The organism is Bathymodiolus heckerae thiotrophic gill symbiont, from assembly GCF_900128515.1.
Classification (GTDB): Bacteria; Pseudomonadota; Gammaproteobacteria; order PS1; family Pseudothioglobaceae; genus Thioglobus_A.
This window is the reverse complement of the sequence record NZ_FQTP01000029.1, coordinates 1-19402: the sequence shown is the minus strand read 5'-3', so window position 1 is coordinate 19402 and position 19402 is coordinate 1. Positions and strand designations below refer to the sequence as shown.

The window sequence follows — 19402 nt, the reverse complement described above, 5'->3', positions numbered from 1 at the left end:
TGAGTTCAAATCAAGAGAAAAATACTTAATTATTTCTCTAAATTTCTTCTCTGAAATACGGGAACGATTTACATACTTGTTTTTTTACTTTCATAACGGTACTTTAACATGATTTTAAATATGCTTGAGTTGTCATGACCCATTAAAAATACTAGAAAAATGTAATTTAAAGAATTTCCTAAATTTTAAGCATTTGTCTTGTCATCTTCTTTTCTAAATGCATTCATAATAAATACCAAAAAAATTGAAAGGATAAATCCTGCAATAAATGCTATGGTAACAATTAACCTTTTCTTGGGTTTGACTGGATAATCGTTTGTAAGTATTCGTCCAATTACTTCAGAATTTTTGTAATTGTGTGGCAACATCAACAATTCAATCAATTGTTTATTTTCAAGTAATTGATTGATAGCGGTTGTCTCTAATTCATCTTTTTCACTACGCATATCCATTAGTTGAAGATTTAGTTCAAGAATAAATGATGAAAAATCTCTTTTCTCCATAAGCTTTAAGGCGGTTAATGCAGGATTTGTATTTTCAATATCTTTAATATTTTTCGCAATTGTATTTAGTTGCAATTTGTAATCATCTAAATTTTCTTGTTGAGTATTAATTTGTTCTGAAAGCAGCTTGATTTCTTTATTTTTAATAAAGTAAATTTCTGTATTAATATTTTTTATTTCGAGTTCGCGTCTATTTTTGACATCGTTAAGAATTTTTTGATGCTTTTCTTTAATGTAAGAGATCGCTTTAAAAATTTCTTGTGAAGCAATTTCATTTGAAATGGCTTCGGCTTTAATCTCAATAAAAGTATTAATTCTTTTAACAGTAGTAATCGAAGTGATAGAGCCTTCTCTATCTTTAATATTTTTCAACATATCAATATATAAAATGTTTAGCTTTTTAACCAATTCATTAGCTGAATCTAGCAATACTTTGTTGTTGCTGTTGTTGCTATGGTTGTATAATTTATAATTGCCAATTTCAACCAGCGCAGTGGCCTCATAAATTGGTGTTTTATTAAAGGCGTGAACGCCCGCTAAAATTGTAATAACAGCAGTGACGCTAATGATAAAATTTTTCTTATCCCATAAAGTTTTAAATAATTCTTTTAAATCAATTTCATCTTCTTGGTAGTAATTTTGTTCAGGTGTGTTTTGCTGCATATTTAATATTTTGTAATTAGGTTTGAGCTATTTTAGCTAATTTATTGATTACGTCTAATTTAATTAAAAACTAAATCCTGCTGAAAATACAGAGCTAGAAGTGTTGCCAGATGACGAACCTTTAAATTGGTAAATAATATCATTTTCATCATCGTGATATGAGATTCTAATTGTAATGGCTGACTGCCCGTTAAAATTTCCAGAAGCAACACTTATGTGTGATTTTCCATTTTGCGTAGTGGTTAGTTCGCTCATGGTAATTGCTTGAGAAATGCCATTTTTATTAAGACTTATGCTGGTTGTATTAGTGTTTATCGAGTTGGCATTGTTTTGAATTCTATTTAAATTTCCTAAAATATTAGTTGTGTGTAGATTAATAGAGTTCGTGTTGGAAGTGATACTGGTATTTACACTTAATGTATTTGCATTGGTTGTGGTGTCAACATAGGATTTTGTGGCAGCATGATTATCGCTCGTTGGAGTTTGAATAGTGAGCGAGCCTTTTAATGGTAGTATTAGCCAGTTTTGTATCGTCACCAACAGCAGTATTAAATCCACCGGTAATTAGCCTTCATACTTTGATTACCTAACGCAGTGTTGTTAGATCCGGTGGTGTTACTTCTGAGTGCGTAGCTACCAATGGCGGTATTTTGTTTAACCCATAAAAGTGTTGTTCAATCCTGAGGTGTTCGCTGTCAATAATGGGGCAAATGTAACAAGCACCATTAAAGCGACTAATTTCATAACAACTCTCCACGTGAAAAAAGTTCTAGTATAGCCAGAATAAAACCACTTTATATTTTTTGAGATTACTATATTTGTAGCACAATTATTTTGATATGAAAATTATTTATTCTTATTTTTCCTTCTTTTTTTAAAGAAATTTTGCAATAAATTTTTTGATTCATCAGCTAAAATACCACCTTTTGTTTCAATTGAATGATTAAAACATTCGCTAGTGGTTAAATCTTGGCAAGAGCCACAAGCACCAGTTTTTTGATCATACGCTCCAAATACTACACGTGAAATACGCGCATGAACCATAGCACCTAAGCACATGGTACAAGGCTCTAGTGTTACGTAAAGAGTAGTGTTTGGAAATCGGTAGTTGTTCAAAACCTGACCAGCATTACGCAGCAGTTGAATTTCAGCATGAGCAGTTGGGTCATTATTGATAATGGATTTATTATGTGCACTAGCAATGAGTCGATTATCTTGTGTCAAAATCGCACCTACTGGCACTTCACCTGTTTTTTCAGCAAGCTTTGCTTGCTGAATTGCAAGATTCATCCATTTTTCATCTGAAGTGGTGCAGGCCTTGCCTGCACCTTTGGCTATTCCCATTCAATGGTTGCTGGTGGTTTTCCCGATATATCATAGACTACACGTGAGACACGAGTTATCTCATTCATGATTCGATTAGAAACAATGTCTAAAAAATCATATGGTAGGTGCGCCCAACGAGCGGTCATAAAGTCAATGGTTTCAACAGCCCGAAGTGCAATGACGTAGTCATATCGACGCTCATCACCAGTTACACCAACAGATTTAATCGGCAAAAATACCGCAAAGGCTTGATTAACTTTATCGTATAAATCGTGCTTATAAAGCTCATTCATGAAAATTGCGTCTGCTTCTCTTAGAATATTGGCATATTCCTTTTTCACTTGGCCAAGAATGCGCACACCTAGTCCTGGGCCTGGGAATGGGTGACGATACAACATGTGCGCTGGAATACCGAGTTTGATACCGATAGTGCGTACTTCATCTTTAAATAACTCTCTGAGAGGCTCTACTAATTCAAACTGTAGGTCATCAGGAAGACCACCAACATTATGATGTGATTTAATCACCTTGGCTTTGCCAGAAGTAGCACCTGCAGATTCAATGACATCTGGATAAATGGTTCCTTGGGCTAAGAATTTAATGTTATCAAGATGTTTGGCTTCCTCTTCAAATACTTCAATAAAAGCGCCACCAATAATTTTGCGTTTTTTCTCAGGATCAACTTCATTAGCAAGACCATCGTAAAATTTATTTTGAGCATTGGCACGAATAACCTTAACGCCCATATTGTCTGCAAAGGTCTTCATTACCTCGTCGCCTTCATTTAGGCGCAATAGGCCGTTATCAACAAATACGCACGTAAGCTGATCACCGATGGCTTGATGCAAAAGAACAGCTACTACTGAAGAGTCGACGCCACCCGATAATCCTAATAAAACATTTTTATCACCAATTTGATCTTTTAAACTTTGAATAAGATCAGTAATAATATTTTCAGTAGTCCACTGCTTTTCACAATGACAGATTGTATGTACAAAGCGCTCTAAAATTCTTGAGCCTTGCGTAGTGTGAGTTACTTCAGGGTGAAATTGTAGACCGTAGTAGTTTTTTTCTGTATTGGCAAAGCCAGCAATGGCGCAATTATCGGTATTAGCGATACGCCCAAAACCTTCAGGCAGTTCAGTTACTTCAATGCCATGACTCATCCACACATCAAGTAGGCTATGACCATCGCTATTTACATCATCAGTGATGTCGCTTAGTAGTGGCGAATGGTTGCGAGCGCGAATTTGAGCGAAGCCATATTCATGTTTTTCAGCAGAGATAGCCTTGCCGCCAAGTTGCGTAGCCATGGTTTGCATGCCATAGCAAATACCCAATATAGGCACCTCTAAATCAAATACAATTTGCGGTGCTCTGGCTGAATCATTTGTTGTTACTGTATCAGGACCGCCTGAAAGAATAATACCTTTAGGGTTGAATTTTTTGATAAAGGATATATCTACATCATAAGGAAGCAATTCACAGTAAACGCCAATCTCGCGTACGCGACGCGCGATAAGCTGGGTGTATTGAGAGCCAAAATCAAGAATAAGGATTTTATTGCTGTGAATATTTGTCATAATAGTGCTGTATTGAATAAATCGATTTTATAGACTATATTTTAATGAAAATTTTAGACCGTTACATTGCTAAAACATTGTTTAAGTATTCTTTATCCGTGATGGTGATATTGGTAGGTATTTTTGCGTTCTTTAAATTTTTAGAAGAGGTTGATGATATTGGTCGCGCTAGTTACACTCTGATAGATGCCTTAGTTTATATAGGGCTTACGCTGCCATCTATTGCATATTTGTTATTTTCTCTCATTATCTTATTGGGTGTAATCCTAAGTTTGGGTTATTTGGCTTCTAATAGTGAGCTGGTTATTATGCACAGTATGGGTATATCAGTTATTGATATCACTAAGTCTTCTTTAAAAATTAGTCTAGTATTTGCATTGATTATGATTATTATCGGTGAATTTGCAGCGCCAGTTGCTCTAGATTATGCCAAAAAATATCGAGCTGAAGCGTTAGGTCAAAAAGTTGTTTCAGTTAATCAAGAAGGGTTTTGGATTAAAGATAAACAAAATATCATCCATGTTGGGCGAAATGTAGACGGTAGTCAATTCAAGGATATAACCTTGATTAAATTAAAATCTGCAAGAGAATTGCATTCTATATCCCATAGCCAAAAAGCTGATTTTGACGGTAAAACAATAAGCATGCATCAATCAAAACAATATTTAATTAATCAAGATGATAAATTTACAAATATTGATAAACGGACATTACCTCAGTTATTTTCCAAGGTGGCATTTGATCGACAATTATTGCAATCGTTAAAAAGAGAACCTAAAGAGTTGTCTACTTGGCAACTGTTTAAACAAGTGGATTATTTATCAGTGAATGGATTGGCTTTGGGAAAATATGAAGTGGAGTTTTATTCTAGATTGATGAAGCCCATTACACTAATTGCCATGATTATTTTATCCATTCCTTTTGTTTTCGAATCTTTGAGAGATGCCTCTCTAGGTAAGAAGATATTTTTAGGCGTTGTGATTAGTTTGTTTTTTGAATTATTCTCAAGAATTGGCGGGGCATTATCTCTTAGACTTGATTACAACCATTTTTTGATAGCATCAATACCAACCTTAGTAGTTTTGGTTTTTGCAATAATACTTCTTAAAAGAAAATCAATTCAATAATATGCAAGAGTTAAAAATACAAACCGTTAAATCGAAAATAAAAAAACCTAAAAGATTTCAGGTGTTGTTATTGAATGATGACTATACAACCATGGAGTTTGTTGTGAGTGTTTTGATGCGATTTTTCTCAAAAACTGAAGAATCAGCCAATGCCATTATGATTAAAATTCATATAGATGGAGAGGGGGTGTGTGGTACTTTTTCACACGACATTGCCCAAACAAAAGTAACCCAGGTGACTGACTTTGCAAGAAATAACGAACAACCACTGATGTGTGTTTTACGAGAATTAAGCGATTAACTTATAATAAAAAAACTATGATTGAATCAGGATTACAACAAGAGATTAACTTTATCATGACTCAGGCACGCAATAATCGCCTGGAGTTTGTCACGGTTGAACATCTGCTACTAGCACTACTTAACATTGATGAAGTAGTTACTTTTTTACGTAACAAGCGCGTTAATCTTGACGAGATTCGTGAAGAGTTGGAAGAGTATATCAGCTCTCATACGCCACTTATTGCACAAGACTCAGAGCTCGATATTGTGCCAACTGTTGGTTTTCAAAGGGTTTTACAGCGCAGTGTTTATCAGGCGCAATCAGCACAGAAAAATATCGTTTACGCAATGAATGTTTTGGTTAGTATTCTGTCTGAGAAGGAATCGCATGCCGTATATCTATTGAAGCTAAATAATATTTCACGCCTAGAGGTTATGGAGGGTATTGCCAATCAAGAGCCTGAAGAAATCGAAGATGGTAACAGCACAGCCAGTGCTGATATTAAAAAACCTAAGCAAACAACACTAGAAAAATATACAATAAATTTGTGTGATAAAGCCAAGGCTGGCAAGATTGATCCTTTACTTGGTAGAGAGGAGGAAGTGCTGCGTACGGTTCAAGTTCTGTCTCGTCGTCGTAAAAACAATCCACTATTTGTCGGTCAAGCTGGTGTTGGTAAAACCGCTATTGCAGAAGGCATTGCTAAGAAAATAGTTGATGGCAAAGTACCGGATGTTTTGAAAGAGGCAAGTATTTATTCACTTGATATTGGCGTTCTCATTGCGGGCACTAAATATCGAGGTGATTTTGAAAAACGCCTAAAGTCTGTGCTTACAGATTTGGCAAAAATCCCACACGGAATTTTATTTATTGATGAAATTCACACTATGATTGGCGCTGGCAGTGTTTCAGGTGGCTCACTCGATGCCTCTAACCTGCTTAAGCCAGCTTTGGCCGATGGCTCATTGCGCTGTATGGGCTCTACTACGGTTGAAGAATTTAGAAAAGTGTTTGAAAAAGATCATGCATTAACACGTCGATTCCAAAAAATTGATATTGAAGAGCCTTCAATAACCGATACCGTCAAAATTCTACAAGGGCTTAAGAAATATTACCAAGATCATCACAAGGTGAAGTATTCAGCTGCTGCATTAGAATCAGCTGTTGAATTGTCACACCGTTATATGAATGATCGGCGTCTGCCAGATAAAGCCATTGATGTGATTGATGAGGTTGGTGCTTTGCAGCAAATTCAACCAAAATCAAAACGTAAAATTAATATTAACGTTAGTGATATTGAGAATATTGTTGCCAAACTTGCACGCATTCCATCTCGTCAAGTGACCAATGATGATAAATCGTTACTTAAAAATCTAGATGATGAATTAAAGCTGGGTGTATTTGGTCAAGATAATGCAGTGGAAAGTTTATCCACTGCTATTAAGTTAGCAAGGTCAGGTCTCTCTCAAGATGATAAGACTATGGGCGCATTTTTGTTTGCTGGCCCAACAGGTGTTGGCAAGACTGAAATCTGCAAACAACTTGCACGCATTATGGGCGTAAAGCTATTACGCTTTGATATGAGCGAATACATGGAGCGTCATTCAATTTCTAAGCTGATTGGATCGCCTCCAGGGTATGTGGGTTATGATGAAGGTGGCTTGTTAACGGAAGCAGTAAATAGTAATCCGTATGCCGTATTGCTGTTGGATGAGGTTGAAAAAGCCCACCCAGATTTGTTCAATATTTTATTGCAAGTAATGGATAACGGTAAGATGACGGATGCTAACGGACGTGAAATCGATTTCAGAAATGTAATTTTAGTGATGACTTCTAATGTTGGCGCACAAAATGTTCAACGCGCATCTATTGGTTTTAATGATCAAGATCATTCGCTAGATTATGAAGGTGAGCTTAAAAAGACCTTTACCCCTGAATTTAGAAATAGACTATCAGAGGTAATTTATTTCAACTCACTAAATAAAGACACGATAGTTTACGTAGTAAATAAGTTTTTATTCGAGCTTGAGTCTACACTAGAAGATAAAAAAGTCTCATTAATCATGTCTGATGCTGCCAGAAAATGGTTTGCCATTAATGGCTACGACGCACAAATGGGCGCGCGTCCAATGTCACGATTGATTGCAAAAGAAATTCGAAAGCCGCTAGCAGATGAACTTTTATTTGGAAAACTGATTAATGGTGGTACAGTTAAAGTTGGCGTTAAAAAGGACAAAATTACTCTTAATATTTCATCATGAAAATTCTCATTAGTAATGATGATGGATATCAAGCAGAAGGCATACAAGTATTAACCAAGTATTTGGCAAAAGATCATCAAGTTGTGGTTGTTGCACCTAATGAAAATAAGTCTGCTTCTAGTAGTTCATTGACACTTAATCAAGCTTTAAAGCCTGTAAAAATTGATAAAAACATCTATAGTATTGATGCCACACCCAGTGATTGTGTGCATTTAGCACTATGTGGTTTTTTAAAAGAAGAGTTTGATTTGGTAGTGACTGGTATTAATTTTGGTCCGAATTTAGGTGATGATGTTATTTATTCTGGCACAGTAGCTGGCGCCATAGAGGGGCGCTTTTTAGGTTTGCCTTCGGTGGCTATTTCTCTAGCTAGCTGGGAGGGTGAAAATTTTGAAACAGCCGGAAAAGTTGCACAACAAATAATTAATCAACTCCACACCTCTCAACTCTCACAAGATACTGTGCTTAACATTAATGTGCCAGATATTGCGCATAATGAAATCCAAGGCTTCCAAACAACACGCCTAGGTAAGCGCCATATGTCTGAAGCAAGCATTCCTGATGAAAAAGACTCCTCTAGTTATTGGATTGGAGAAAATGGCAAAGAGGCTGATAATGGCGTAGGTACTGATTTCCACGCCATCGCTAACAATTACGTGTCAGTTACTCCATTGCAAATTGACTTAACTAAATACAATGAAATCGACACCGTTTCAGACTGGTTAAAAGACTTAGGTTAGCCATTCCAGGTATCTCGTAGACTTACTGTTTTGTTAAAAATAATTTCGTTAACATCTTTGTTATCTCTACAGAAATACCCTTCCCTTTCAAACTGATAAGCCAATTCAGGCTTTGCATTAGTCATCGTTGGCTCTACCATGCCGTAAGTCACTATTAACGATTTAGAATTAATTAACGCCTCAAAATTATCATTTTTTCCAGGGTTCTCTAAAGTAAATAAACGGTCATACATTCTAAACTCGGCCCTTAGTGCTTTAGTAGCTTCAACAAAGTGAATCACACCTTTAACCTTACGACCGTCTGCTGGGTTTTTACCCAAGGTGTCTGCATCATAAGTGGCATATACGGTGGTTATGTTGCCGTCAAAGTCAGTATCAAAGGTTGTGGCATTAATTGTGTAAGCATTACGCAGGCGTACTTCTTTGCCAATCGCTAAGCGTTTAAATTTTTTGTTTGGCGAAATTTCCTGAAAATCTGCCCTGTCAATAAACAGCTCTCGTGAGAAAAATATTTCACGTTTGCCCATGTTTTCATTTTGAGGATGAATAGGAGCTTGTAAGGTTTCAACTTGGTTTTCAGGGTAGTTTTCAATAACGACTCGAATTGGGTCGATCACACCCATTGTACGTGGAGCCACAACGTTTAAATCATCACGAACAGCATCTTCCAGAATTTTCATATCTGTCATACTATCAACTTTAGAAATACCAATACGATCAGAAAAATCACGAATCGAAGCTGCAGTATATCCACGACGCCTTAATCCTGAAATAGTTGGCATGCGAGGATCATTCCAACCCTCTACTAAGCCATTTTCAACCAGTTGTTGTAGCTTGCGCTTAGACATTACCGTATATTCAAGATTTAGGCGTGAAAACTCATACTGGTGTGGGCGATCAAGCTTGTTAAAGTCATCTAAATGTTCAAGCATCCAATCATAAAGGTGGCGATTATTTTGGAATTCGAGTGTGCACAAAGAATGAGTAATGCCTTCAATCGCATCACTAATGCAATGGGCAAAATCATACATCGGATAGATTCGCCATTCGTTGCCGGTTTGGTGGTGCTTATCAAAACGAATGCGATAGAGTGCTGGGTCACGCATGCACATGAAAGAACTGGCCATATCAATCTTGGCACGTAGTACGCATTCACCTTCGGAGTATTTGCCTTCTTTCATTTTAGCAAGCAGCTCTAAATTTTCTTCAATAGAAGTGTCACGATATGGGCTAACCTTGCCAGGCTCTTTAAGTGTGCCACGGTATTCACGAGTTTCATCGGACGTTAAAAAACACACATAAGCCAAGCCTTTGTTGATTAACTCGCGTGCATATTCATAAAATTTTGGAAAATAGTTGGAACTGTATTGAATTTCACCATCCCACCCAAAACCCAGCCACTTTACATCAGCTTTAATAGAATCAACAAATTCGACATCTTCTTTGGCAGGATTGGTATCATCAAAGCGCAAATTACACTTGCCGCTGTAGTCTTGTGCCAGGCCAAAATTTAAGCAAATTGATTTAGCATGGCCAATGTGTAAATAGCCATTTGGCTCAGGCGGAAAACGCGTTTGGATAGATGTATGCAAGCCAGAATCTAGGTCATCATTAATTTGATGGCGAATGAAGTTGATAGGCTTGTCAGTTGGCGTATTGTCGCTCATAATCTAGGTGTTAAAAATAATGCGCAAATTATATCATTAAACACTCATACTAATATATTGAGCAGCACACGTAGTAAAATCCACTTTATGAAAATTGCAATTGTAAAACTCTCAGCGCTTGGTGATATTATTCATGCCATGGTTGCCTTGCAGTTCATTAAGAAAAATTTTCCAAATTCAACCATTGATTGGATTGTTGAAGAGGGCTTTAAAGATATTCTCATTAATAATCCAGATATTAATAGCATTCATACAGTCAATATCAAGGAAGCTAAAAAAAACAAGTCATTAAAGTTGCTTTTTAAAGAGCTTCGTAAACTTAAAAAACTACCAAAATATGATGTTGTTATTGATACACAGGGCTTAATTAAATCAGCTATTGTTGCACACTTAATTCCAGCAAATAAACAGTTTGGCTTTGACAAGACTTCATTAAGAGAGGCTTTTTCTGCTAATTTTTATACAGATACTTGTCATATTGATTATTCTGAAAATATAATTAAGCGCAATGCATTTGTTATTTCAAGTGCTTTGGGTTTTAATATTTCACATGCTGAAATTCTGGATAAAAAGTCATTTCTACATTCAAATTGTAAAAATATAACTGTATTTGCTAAAAACCATAAACCAAACATTGCTTTTATTCCAGGCGCTTCATTCAAATCTAAAATTTACCCAGTAGATAAATATATTCAACTAGCCAACGAACTAGATGCAAATATTATTGTTTTATGGGGTAATGAAGAAGAAAAACTGATGGCAGATCAAATAAAATTTGGCTCGAACAATGTCAGTATATCTGAGCAATTAACTCTGGATGAGCTGAAGCCAGTGATTGCAAAAATGGATCTAGTGATTGGTGGAGACACCGGCCCAACACACATGGCTTGGGCGCTCAATATCCCGTCAATTACTTTGTTTGGATCAACCCCTGGATATCGCAATACTTATATGACAGATGTTAATCAGGTTATTGAGTCAAATTCACAGGTAAACCCTTATAAGATTGATAAGAATGATTTATCAATTAAAGATATTGGAGTAGATAAAATAGCTTTAAAAGCTAAAGAACTTTTGAAACTTGTTTAATTGAATCAAACACAAATTGTGCTTTAGTGTTCTTTTCATCAATACTATGCCCGCTTTTGACTAGAACTGTATTTGAGATTCCTGCTGCATTTGCAGCTTGAATGTCAGCCTCTTTATCGCCTATCATCCAAGAATTGGCCATATCAATATTATGTTTATCGTTAGCTTGGTTGAACATACCGGGTTTTGGCTTTCTGCAGCTGCAGTTAGAATCTGGAGCGTGAGGGCAGAAAAATACATCTAATATTTGAATGCCTTGGGCTTTGAATTGCTCCAACATCCATTGAGTAACTAGTTGAAAATCTTCCACGCTATAGTAGCCACGTTCAATGCCAGACTGATTAGTAACAACGATTATTTTATAACCAGACGACTGAAAGTCCAAGCAAGCATCAAATACACCATCGATAAATTCAAAATCCTCTACTTTGTATAAATAGCCAATCTCTTTGTTGATTACACCATCACGATCTAGAAATATTATTTGTTTGTTTATTTTTTTGATGAAATGCCCCTGAGTGTATAATTTGTTTAATTGAAAATTCGGTAAAGTATATGCAAGAAAATGCTTTAAAAGTTAATATTTTGTATGATTCTAATATAGATAAAATTTATCAGTATTTATTAATTTTATTAGCATTTATATTACCATTAACCGTTGCTGGTGGCAATATTCTTATGGGACTGATTGTGGTTATTTGGTTATTATCAGGCAACTATAGTAGAAAGTTTAATCAGATAAAAGGTAATAAATTAGCAGTTGCTTCATTGGTATTTTTTGCAGTACATGTACTTGGCTTGTTGTGGACGAGTGATATGACTTGGGGATTGCATATTGTTAGAAAAATGCAAGATTTTTTCATTTTTCTTCCTATTTTATTGACAATTACTAAAAAAGAAAATATTAAGTACTATATTTCTGCATTTTTGTTAGCCATAACCATAACAGAGGTTTTATCTTACTTGGTATGGTTTGAGGTTGTCCCAGCTTTTAAGAGCGCCACTGTTATAAATCCAACACCTTTTATGAGCCACATTTCTTATAACCCTATATTGGCATTTTCTATATATTTAGTCAGCCATGAAGTTATTTTTAATAAAGCCCTTAGTAAAGTGAAGACATATACCTATGGTTTTTTTGTAATAACAATGACCTTTAATATGTTTATTACAGGTGGAAGGGCGGGGCAAGTCATGTATTTTGCAATGCTAAGTATTTTGATTTTTCAATATTTTGATGCGCAAAAAAAGAAAGCTTTAGTTGCAGTTTTGATATTAATTCCTGGAATATTTTTTAGCGCTTATCAGATGAGTAATATTTTCCATGAAAGGGTTGATCTGGCAATAAAAAATATTGTTAATTATTCTGACAAAGAATCATCCTCTGGTTTAAGAATTACTTTTGCACTCAATTCATGGGAAGTGATTAAAGAAAATCCAATTATTGGTGTTGGTACTGGAGATTTCCCTGACGAATATAGAAAGATTAATATGAGTAAAACGCCCAAACTGCCGAATACTAATAACCCACACAATATGTACACATTGATATTAGTGCAATTGGGCTTACTGGGTTTAGTATCAATGTTTTATTTGTTTTATACGCAGATTAGGCTTGCATTATCTAATAAAAGTAAATTTTTAAGAGATGTGGGGTTAGTGCTTCCAATGCTGTTTTTGGTTATTATGTGGAGTGATTCTTATTTATTGGGGCACTATATGACATTCTTATTTGTTTTCTTCAGTTCTTTCTTATACAAAGATTTTGAAAAATCTTAAAAATATATTAATCATCATTCAGCGTTCTAATGGAGATGTGTTATTCAGCTTGCCGCTTATTAAAGCTCTGTATAAACATTATAAATCACCTCAGATTGATCTTCTTGTTAATGACGATACGGTATCGGTTGCTAGACTATTGCCAAATATTAATTCCATTCATACGTTTTCATATAAAAAGAAGCGTGAAAACCGCTGGAAGCAAGAAAAAGATATTGTCACTACTGTGTTTAGAAAGTATGATCTAAGTATTAATCTTACTGCAAGTGATCGCAGTGTACTTTACGCGCTATTTGCAAGCAAAAATTCAATCAGTGCCATTGAAAAAGACAATAATAAATCTTGGTGGAAAAAATCACTACTAGCCCATTATTATTATTTTGACTCGACTCGACATATTTTGTTAAATAATTTAGAGTCATTAAACATATTAAAAATTGAGCATAACAATATTCAACAATCACCTAATACTTCAGATTTAGTCTCGGATAATGTTGGCAATAAGTTGAATAAGAGCGGCATAAAAGCCTTTTTGATTTTTCATCCCTCAGCTCAATATAATTACAAAATTTATCCTAAACATTTGCTCAATGAATTGTTAACAAAATTAAATACTTTGGGCGTGTCAATATTAATTACTGGGGGGGATAGTCAGATTGATGCAGAAATCAAAGACACCATTCCCAATTTAGATAATATTTTTAATTGGATTGGTGAAACGACTTTAGAAGAATATTTTGCATTGAGCGAATTATCATCGGCTTATATCGGCATGGATACGCTCAATATGCATATTGCCGCTAGCCAGAATAAACGAATTTTTGCTATATTTGGCCCCAGCAATTTGAGTATGTGGTCGCCTTGGTCTAATCGATCTCAACAATGTGCTAGCAAAGACAATCCCATTCAAACCTATGATAATATTACAATTTTTCAAGCTGATATGCCTTGTGTGGCGTGTGGAAAGGCTGGTTGTGATGATCAATACGGGAAAAGTGAGTGTCTAGATCATATAGATCCTTTGTTAGTTTTTAATGAAATAAAAGATTGGTATCAAAATGCCAAAATTTAGCAAAACATACATACTGCCATTTAAGTTTAGTATTCCAAATTACACTCAGAATTTCCTTAATCAAACATCAGTTTTTAAGCGCTGGCTTAAGTTTATTAGGCACTATTTATTTATTATTCTAAAAGGTCAAAAAAATCTAGAGGTTTTTACAATATCTCCAGAGTATAAAAACATTCTTTGGGTCAATATATCAGCCCCTAGTTTAGGTGATAGTTTGATGGATCTATCTTCTAGGGTAATGCTTAAGAGTAGAAATATTGATTTATTTACCGATCAAAGAAATGCTCATATTTATACTGATGACCATATATTTAATAATATTTACACCAAAATAGAAGATATTAAAAACCCTAAATATGATTTGGTAATTATTGATTCTTATAGCTCAAGAAGCATTAATATTAAATCCAAGATCGTACCCAATACACTCTTTGTTGGGATGTTTGGTTATTACAATGGTCCAGAAGTTAATCGTGTGTTATTTAGTTTTCATCAAATGAATAATTTATTAGGTTACACCAAATCTGAAAGTAAAATCAATGCAACAGCTAAGCCCTCAATGTCAATTGGTAGGCCTGACCAAAAAGTTATCGATCAAATAAACCTACCTGAAAAATATGTTGCTATTGTTTTAGGAGGTGAGTGGGATTATCGAACCTATGGAAAGTGGGATAAAATCATTGAGCAAATTCTAGCTAAAGACAAGCAAACGAATATTATTTTTATTGGGTCAGGTAATGCCAAAGATATTGCCAAAAATTTATTAAATCAATTTTCTGAAAGTAATATATTGAATTGCGTAGGTCAATTCAGTTTTAATCAAACTGTACAAATCATCAAACAAGCACAAATCTTACTTTGTTGTGATAGTGGTTTAATGCATGCTGCCAATGCAGTAGATACACCCATTGTTCCGTTATTTGCAAAGTTAACACCACAAATGCAACTCACTAATGCAATTAGTGCATCTCCATTGTTTGATAAGAGTGATGTTAATAATATTTCAGTGAAATCAATACTGGAAAAAATATAATGAAGCTTCTAATTCCGTTGATAATCATCCTCAAGTCGAATAATATCATCCTCACCTAAATAATCACCCGTTTGAATTTCTATAATTTCTAAATCTATTTTTTCTTGGTTTTCAAGTCTGTGTATTTTATCTTTAGGGATATAGGTGGACTGATTTTCTTTCAAAACAAATACATCATCTCCACGAGTAATTGTGGCAACACCCTTAACCACAACCCAATGTTCTGCACGATGCTGATGTTTTTGTAAAGATAATTTCGCACCTGGGTTAACTAAAATACGTTTTACTTGAAAACCATTATTAGAATCTATGGAGTCATAATACCCCCAGGGTCTGAATACTTTCCGATGATCATCAGCTTCAGGTCGAGCGTCTTTTTTTAATCGATTAACGATATGTTTAATATTCTGCGAGTATTTTTTATCTGTAACAAGTAACGCATCTTGTGTATCAACAATTACTAAGTCTGAAATGCCAATCGCTGAAATCAAGCGATTAGAGCTATAGATATAAGTATTTTTAACCTTATCTAGGATTACATCACCTTCACTTACATTGCCGTTACTATCTTTATCTTTAGCGTCCCATAGTGCATTCCAAGAGCCAATATCACTCCAGTTAGCATCTAACGGTACAACCACACCATCTTCAGTATGCTCCATGACTGCATAATCTACAGATTGCTCAGGACATTGGTAGAATTCATCGTTATTCAAGCGTATAAAATCTTTGTCTTTGTATTCTGTTCGGCAGGATTTTTTACAACTAGCAAGAATTTCAGGTTCAAATTTTTCCAACTCCTGAAGGTAAATAGATGCTTTAAACATAAACATACCACTATTCCAAAAGTAATTTCCAGAGTCTAGGTATAGTTGCGCGTCTTTTTCATTGGGCTTTTCAGTAAACGATTGAATCTTGTAATAATCAGCTGGGTTATCAATATCAGCTTTAATATAGCCATAACCAGTTTCCGCCTTATCAGGCACAATGCCAAAAGTGACCAATTTATTGTTCTGCGCAAGTTCTTCAGCAATCTTAATAGATTGGTGAAAGGCGTTAGTATCCTGAATAAGATGATCTGCTGATAGTACGAGTAGCAATGGATCTTCGTTTTTATTAATAAATTTTAATGCTGCCAATGCAATAGCTGGTGCAGTATTCTTGCCAATTGGCTCTAGAATAATACCGTTTGATTCTTTATCAATTTGACGTAGTTGTTCAGCTGCTAAAAAACGATGATCTTCATTACAAATAATAAGTGGATTGGCGACATTATCAGGCAGCCTTAAAATCGTATCTTGAAATAGTGTAGTATCATTAACTAAATCAATAAACTGCTTGGGATGGAGTTTTCTAGAAAGTGGCCATAACCTTGTGCCGCTGCCACCAGATAAAATAATGGGAGCAATCATTAGCCATCTCTAAGGATCGGATTTACACTAGGCGCTTTCCAGTTAGCTTGGACTTCGGCCAGTTTTATGTATCGATAAAATGTACCTTCAAAATTACCAAAGGCAATTACAAAGCCAGCACCACCATCTAAAAAGCCAAGTTTAAAGATGTAGTGTTTTACAAATGACCAGAATCCATGTACAAAGGCTTTAAATACGCCACCAGTCTTGCCTCTATCCTGTAATTTAGCCACGCCCAAGGTTGAGTATCGGTTGGCTTTATGAATAACCTCCTCAGTATTTTTAAAGGGAAACTGCCAAATAATGTTTTTAATCACGCCAATTTCTTTATTACTGTGACTAACATACCCCTCATGAACAGGCTTCAAATCATAAGTCATTTTTCCATTTCTAAAGAGTTGAGGCTGCCTAAAGTTCGGATACCAGCCAGAATGCTTTATCCATTTTCCCATAAAATAATTTTTTCTAGGTACTTTGTATATGTCAAGTGGCGCATTCTCAATCAGTGCCAATATTTCATCTCGAACTTTAATTGTGCAACGTTCATCAGAATCCAAGCTAAAAATCCAATCACCCGTACAATGTGATATTGCTTGGTTGCGTAATTTTCCATAGCCATCAAATTTAATGTGTACAACTTTTGCGCCCAACTCTTCAGCAATTTCACTGGTGCCATCGGTACTATGTGAATCAGCAACGATAATTTCATCTGCCCATAAAACACTATTAATACAGTCACGTATTTTTTCTGCTTCATTGTAGGCAATAATATAGGCCGAAATCTTCATAGCTAAGTATTTTAATTCAAGGATATGTGGTTAAATGTTACCTAATTACTTGGGATTTAGCACATTAAAATGCGCATTAGTTTAATTATTACTACTTACAATAAACCAGATGCATTATTACTGGTATTGCGTAGTGTAGAGTTACAAACATTAACGCCGCATGGAGTAATTATTGCTGACGATGGAAGTGATGATGATACTAAAGATACGATCCTTTCTTTTCAAAAAACCTCTGATTTAAATATCATCCATTCGTGGCAAAAAGACAATGGCTTTAGAGCGGCCAAATCTAGAAATAAAGCCATAGCCAAATCGAGCGGTAATTATATTATCTTGATTGATGGGGACATGATTCTACATCCAGAATTTATTAAAGATCATATCAGTAATGCTGAGAAAGGTTACTTTGTCCAAGGCACTAGAGCATTACTAACTAAAGGCGCAACTAAAAATACGCTTGAGAAGATGAATATTAATTTTTCATTCTTTTCTCAAGGCATTCAAAATCGAAAAAATACTATCTGTTCAAATTTTTTATCTAGATTATTCTCAAAGAAAAAAAATTACTTGCGCGGAATAAAAACTTGTAATATGGCTTTTTTTAAACAAGACTGTATCAATATAAATGGTTTTAATAATGACTTTGAGGGGTGGGGCAGGGAAGATAGTGAATTTATTGTGCGCTTGTTAAATAGCGGCATTAATCGAAAAAATCTTCGCTTTAATGCTATACAGTACCACCTTTGGCATAATGAAAATACACGCGAATCACTACAACAAAATAACACTATCTTGAAAAATGTAATTGATAATAATGTAAAGTGGTGTGCTAATGGTATTAGCAGGTATTTATAGTTATGTCGGTTGGTAGACAGATTAAAGCTTTTATTCTTAGAAAGCTTGCTAGCAAGAAGGCTAATTATTTTGATATCTATAAAGCAAAAAAAATATTGTTTTTGCGTTATGATCGAATTGGTGATATGGTTATAACTACCCCTGTTTTTAGAGAATTAAAGCTTGCTTATCCCGATATTAATATTACTGTTTTAGCTAGTGTGGTTAATCAAGGTATTTTAATAAACAATCCTTATGTAGATAAAATTGTTGTCAACCATAAAAATAATTTACTCGGTGACTTATCATTACTATTAAAACTTAGAAAACAAAAGTTCGATGTTTGTGTTGAATTTGATCATTCAGTCGTGCCACACGCCATACTTCGGTTAAAAATTATTAAGCCAAAAAAAGTGATTTCTGTCAAAAAAGATGGGAGATATGGGGTAGATGGTAGCGAGTTATCTCTATATGATTTTTATACAGATAAACTGAGTAATACGCATTTTCGAGATATTTGGTTAGCAACTTTAAAGCCGCTTGACATAAAGCCAAAATCTAATCATTATGATTTATTTGTTACAAATAATCAGAAAAACAAAGCACAAAATTTTATCAATCAGTACTCATCTAAATATTTAATAGGTATTAATCTTGAGGGTGCTGTTAAAGGTAAAAAAATTAAATTCTGTGAATTATGGAAAATCTGTCAAGGTTTGCATAAGGTAAATAATAATGTCCAAATTATTATTCTAACAACGCCAAACAATTTGAAAAGTGTTAGTGAGAAAGTAAAAAATCAGTCGCTTGATTATATTGCTGTAAGTTACAAAACCAACACAATTCTAGATATTGCAGCACTCATCAGCCAATTGGACTTAATTATTACTCCTGATACTTCTATTGTGCACATTGCCTCGGCTTTCAATAAGCCAATTGTAACCATTCATGAAAATAATCAGGATAGTTACCAACTATTTTCGCCAACATCAGATATCAATAAAACTGTTTTTTCACCTAAAAAAGATACTTTAGATGGTTATGATATGCAAAAAGTTATAGAATACTCAAATTCACTCTCAAAAGCTTAAAACATATATTTGGAATGATACATCAGTTCATTATAGGTCTGGAACTAGTGATATGACTTTAATATATGAAATTTTTATTAAAGTTAGAATATAGTCCTGAATACTATCTGCCAATATATTTTAAGGGTCATGACAACTTAAGCGACTCTTT

General features: G+C 34.7%; 18 protein-coding genes. 10 read left to right on the top strand and 8 right to left on the bottom strand.

Annotated features, from left to right (window positions below; translation table 11 throughout):
• Window positions 1-185: 185 nt before the first annotated feature.
• The 4 genes from BTHERMOSOX_RS05170 to guaA form a co-directional block, all read right to left on the bottom strand.
• Entirely contained in the window at window positions 186-1166 is a 981-nt protein-coding gene (locus BTHERMOSOX_RS05170) for a Wzz/FepE/Etk N-terminal domain-containing protein (protein ID WP_138120058.1), read from the bottom strand.
• A 63-nt stretch (window positions 1167-1229) separates the two neighbouring features.
• Complete coding sequence (locus BTHERMOSOX_RS05165) at window positions 1230-1724, bottom strand: YadA-like family protein (protein WP_171004649.1); 495 nt, start codon at window positions 1722-1724, stop codon at window positions 1230-1232.
• 288 nt (window positions 1725-2012) lie between these two features.
• A complete protein-coding gene (gene tadA / locus BTHERMOSOX_RS05160) occupies window positions 2013-2510 on the bottom strand; it encodes a tRNA adenosine(34) deaminase TadA (RefSeq protein WP_138120056.1) in 498 nt (165 codons plus the stop codon).
• Window positions 2501-4075 carry a glutamine-hydrolyzing GMP synthase gene (gene guaA, locus BTHERMOSOX_RS05155; protein ID WP_138120055.1) on the bottom strand — a complete coding sequence of 525 codons (1575 nt, stop codon included), beginning with the start codon at window positions 4073-4075 and terminating at the stop codon, window positions 2501-2503. Before guaA ends, tadA begins: the two co-directional genes overlap by 10 nt.
• 44 nt (window positions 4076-4119) lie before the next feature.
• Between guaA and lptG the strand changes: the two genes are divergently transcribed.
• Genes lptG through surE form a run of 4 tightly spaced genes read left to right on the top strand, consistent with a single transcriptional unit; the run spans window position 4120 to window position 8486 of the window.
• On the top strand, window positions 4120-5202 hold the full coding sequence (gene lptG / locus BTHERMOSOX_RS05150; RefSeq protein ID WP_138120054.1) for an LPS export ABC transporter permease LptG: 1083 nt from the start codon (window positions 4120-4122) through the stop codon (window positions 5200-5202).
• Between the two features lies 1 nt (window position 5203).
• Window positions 5204-5503 carry an ATP-dependent Clp protease adapter ClpS gene (clpS, locus tag BTHERMOSOX_RS05145; protein ID WP_138120053.1) on the top strand — a complete coding sequence of 100 codons (300 nt, stop codon included), beginning with the start codon at window positions 5204-5206 and terminating at the stop codon, window positions 5501-5503.
• 17 nt (window positions 5504-5520) lie between these two features.
• Window positions 5521-7746, top strand: a complete 2226-nt coding sequence (gene clpA / locus BTHERMOSOX_RS05140) for an ATP-dependent Clp protease ATP-binding subunit ClpA (protein WP_138120052.1) — start codon at window positions 5521-5523, stop codon at window positions 7744-7746.
• Window positions 7743-8486, top strand: a complete 744-nt coding sequence (gene surE / locus BTHERMOSOX_RS05135; RefSeq protein ID WP_138120051.1) for a 5'/3'-nucleotidase SurE — start codon at window positions 7743-7745, stop codon at window positions 8484-8486. Before clpA ends, surE begins: the two co-directional genes overlap by 4 nt.
• Here surE and BTHERMOSOX_RS05130 read toward each other — a convergent pair.
• Entirely contained in the window at window positions 8483-10153 is a 1671-nt protein-coding gene (locus BTHERMOSOX_RS05130; protein WP_138120050.1) for a glutamine--tRNA ligase/YqeY domain fusion protein, read from the bottom strand. The two genes, surE and BTHERMOSOX_RS05130, sit on opposite strands and share 4 nt — an antisense overlap.
• Between BTHERMOSOX_RS05130 and waaC the strand changes: the two genes are divergently transcribed.
• Window positions 10106-11242 carry a lipopolysaccharide heptosyltransferase I gene (waaC, locus tag BTHERMOSOX_RS05125; protein WP_346654942.1) on the top strand — a complete coding sequence of 379 codons (1137 nt, stop codon included), beginning with the start codon at window positions 10106-10108 and terminating at the stop codon, window positions 11240-11242. The two genes, BTHERMOSOX_RS05130 and waaC, sit on opposite strands and share 48 nt — an antisense overlap.
• Here the strand turns inward: waaC and gmhB are convergent.
• On the bottom strand, window positions 11217-11723 hold the full coding sequence (gmhB, locus tag BTHERMOSOX_RS05120; protein WP_346654943.1) for a D-glycero-beta-D-manno-heptose 1,7-bisphosphate 7-phosphatase: 507 nt from the start codon (window positions 11721-11723) through the stop codon (window positions 11217-11219). The genes waaC and gmhB overlap by 26 nt on opposite strands.
• A 74-nt stretch (window positions 11724-11797) precedes the next feature.
• On the opposite strand from gmhB, the gene BTHERMOSOX_RS05115 reads away from it, so the two are divergent.
• From BTHERMOSOX_RS05115 to BTHERMOSOX_RS05105, 3 genes are read left to right on the top strand one after another with little or no spacing between them, the layout of a single operon-like run.
• The gene (locus tag BTHERMOSOX_RS05115; protein ID WP_249360609.1) at window positions 11798-13021 is read left to right on the top strand and encodes an O-antigen ligase family protein; all 1224 of its coding nucleotides are present in this window, start codon (window positions 11798-11800) and stop codon (window positions 13019-13021) included.
• The gene (locus BTHERMOSOX_RS05110) at window positions 13008-14093 is read left to right on the top strand and encodes a glycosyltransferase family 9 protein (RefSeq protein ID WP_138120048.1); all 1086 of its coding nucleotides are present in this window, start codon (window positions 13008-13010) and stop codon (window positions 14091-14093) included. The genes BTHERMOSOX_RS05115 and BTHERMOSOX_RS05110 overlap by 14 nt, the downstream gene beginning before the upstream one ends.
• A complete protein-coding gene (locus tag BTHERMOSOX_RS05105; protein ID WP_249360607.1) occupies window positions 14080-15126 on the top strand; it encodes a glycosyltransferase family 9 protein in 1047 nt (348 codons plus the stop codon). The genes BTHERMOSOX_RS05110 and BTHERMOSOX_RS05105 overlap by 14 nt, the downstream gene beginning before the upstream one ends.
• An 8-nt stretch (window positions 15127-15134) precedes the next feature.
• Here the strand turns inward: BTHERMOSOX_RS05105 and BTHERMOSOX_RS05100 are convergent, their stop codons facing one another.
• Both BTHERMOSOX_RS05100 and BTHERMOSOX_RS05095 read right to left on the bottom strand, forming a co-directional pair.
• Complete coding sequence (locus BTHERMOSOX_RS05100) at window positions 15135-16538, bottom strand: mannose-1-phosphate guanylyltransferase/mannose-6-phosphate isomerase (protein ID WP_138120047.1); 1404 nt, start codon at window positions 16536-16538, stop codon at window positions 15135-15137.
• Window positions 16538-17326: a glycosyltransferase family 2 protein gene (locus BTHERMOSOX_RS05095; RefSeq protein WP_138120046.1), complete on the bottom strand. Its 789-nt coding sequence runs from the start codon at window positions 17324-17326 to the stop codon at window positions 16538-16540. The genes BTHERMOSOX_RS05100 and BTHERMOSOX_RS05095 overlap by 1 nt, the downstream gene beginning before the upstream one ends.
• Before the next feature lie 69 nt (window positions 17327-17395).
• On the opposite strand from BTHERMOSOX_RS05095, the gene BTHERMOSOX_RS05090 reads away from it, so the two are divergent.
• Entirely contained in the window at window positions 17396-18181 is a 786-nt protein-coding gene (locus tag BTHERMOSOX_RS05090; RefSeq protein ID WP_138120045.1) for a glycosyltransferase family 2 protein, read from the top strand.
• Between the two features lie 2 nt (window positions 18182-18183).
• A complete protein-coding gene (locus tag BTHERMOSOX_RS05085) occupies window positions 18184-19251 on the top strand; it encodes a glycosyltransferase family 9 protein (protein WP_138120044.1) in 1068 nt (355 codons plus the stop codon).
• Window positions 19252-19402 lie beyond the last annotated feature (151 nt).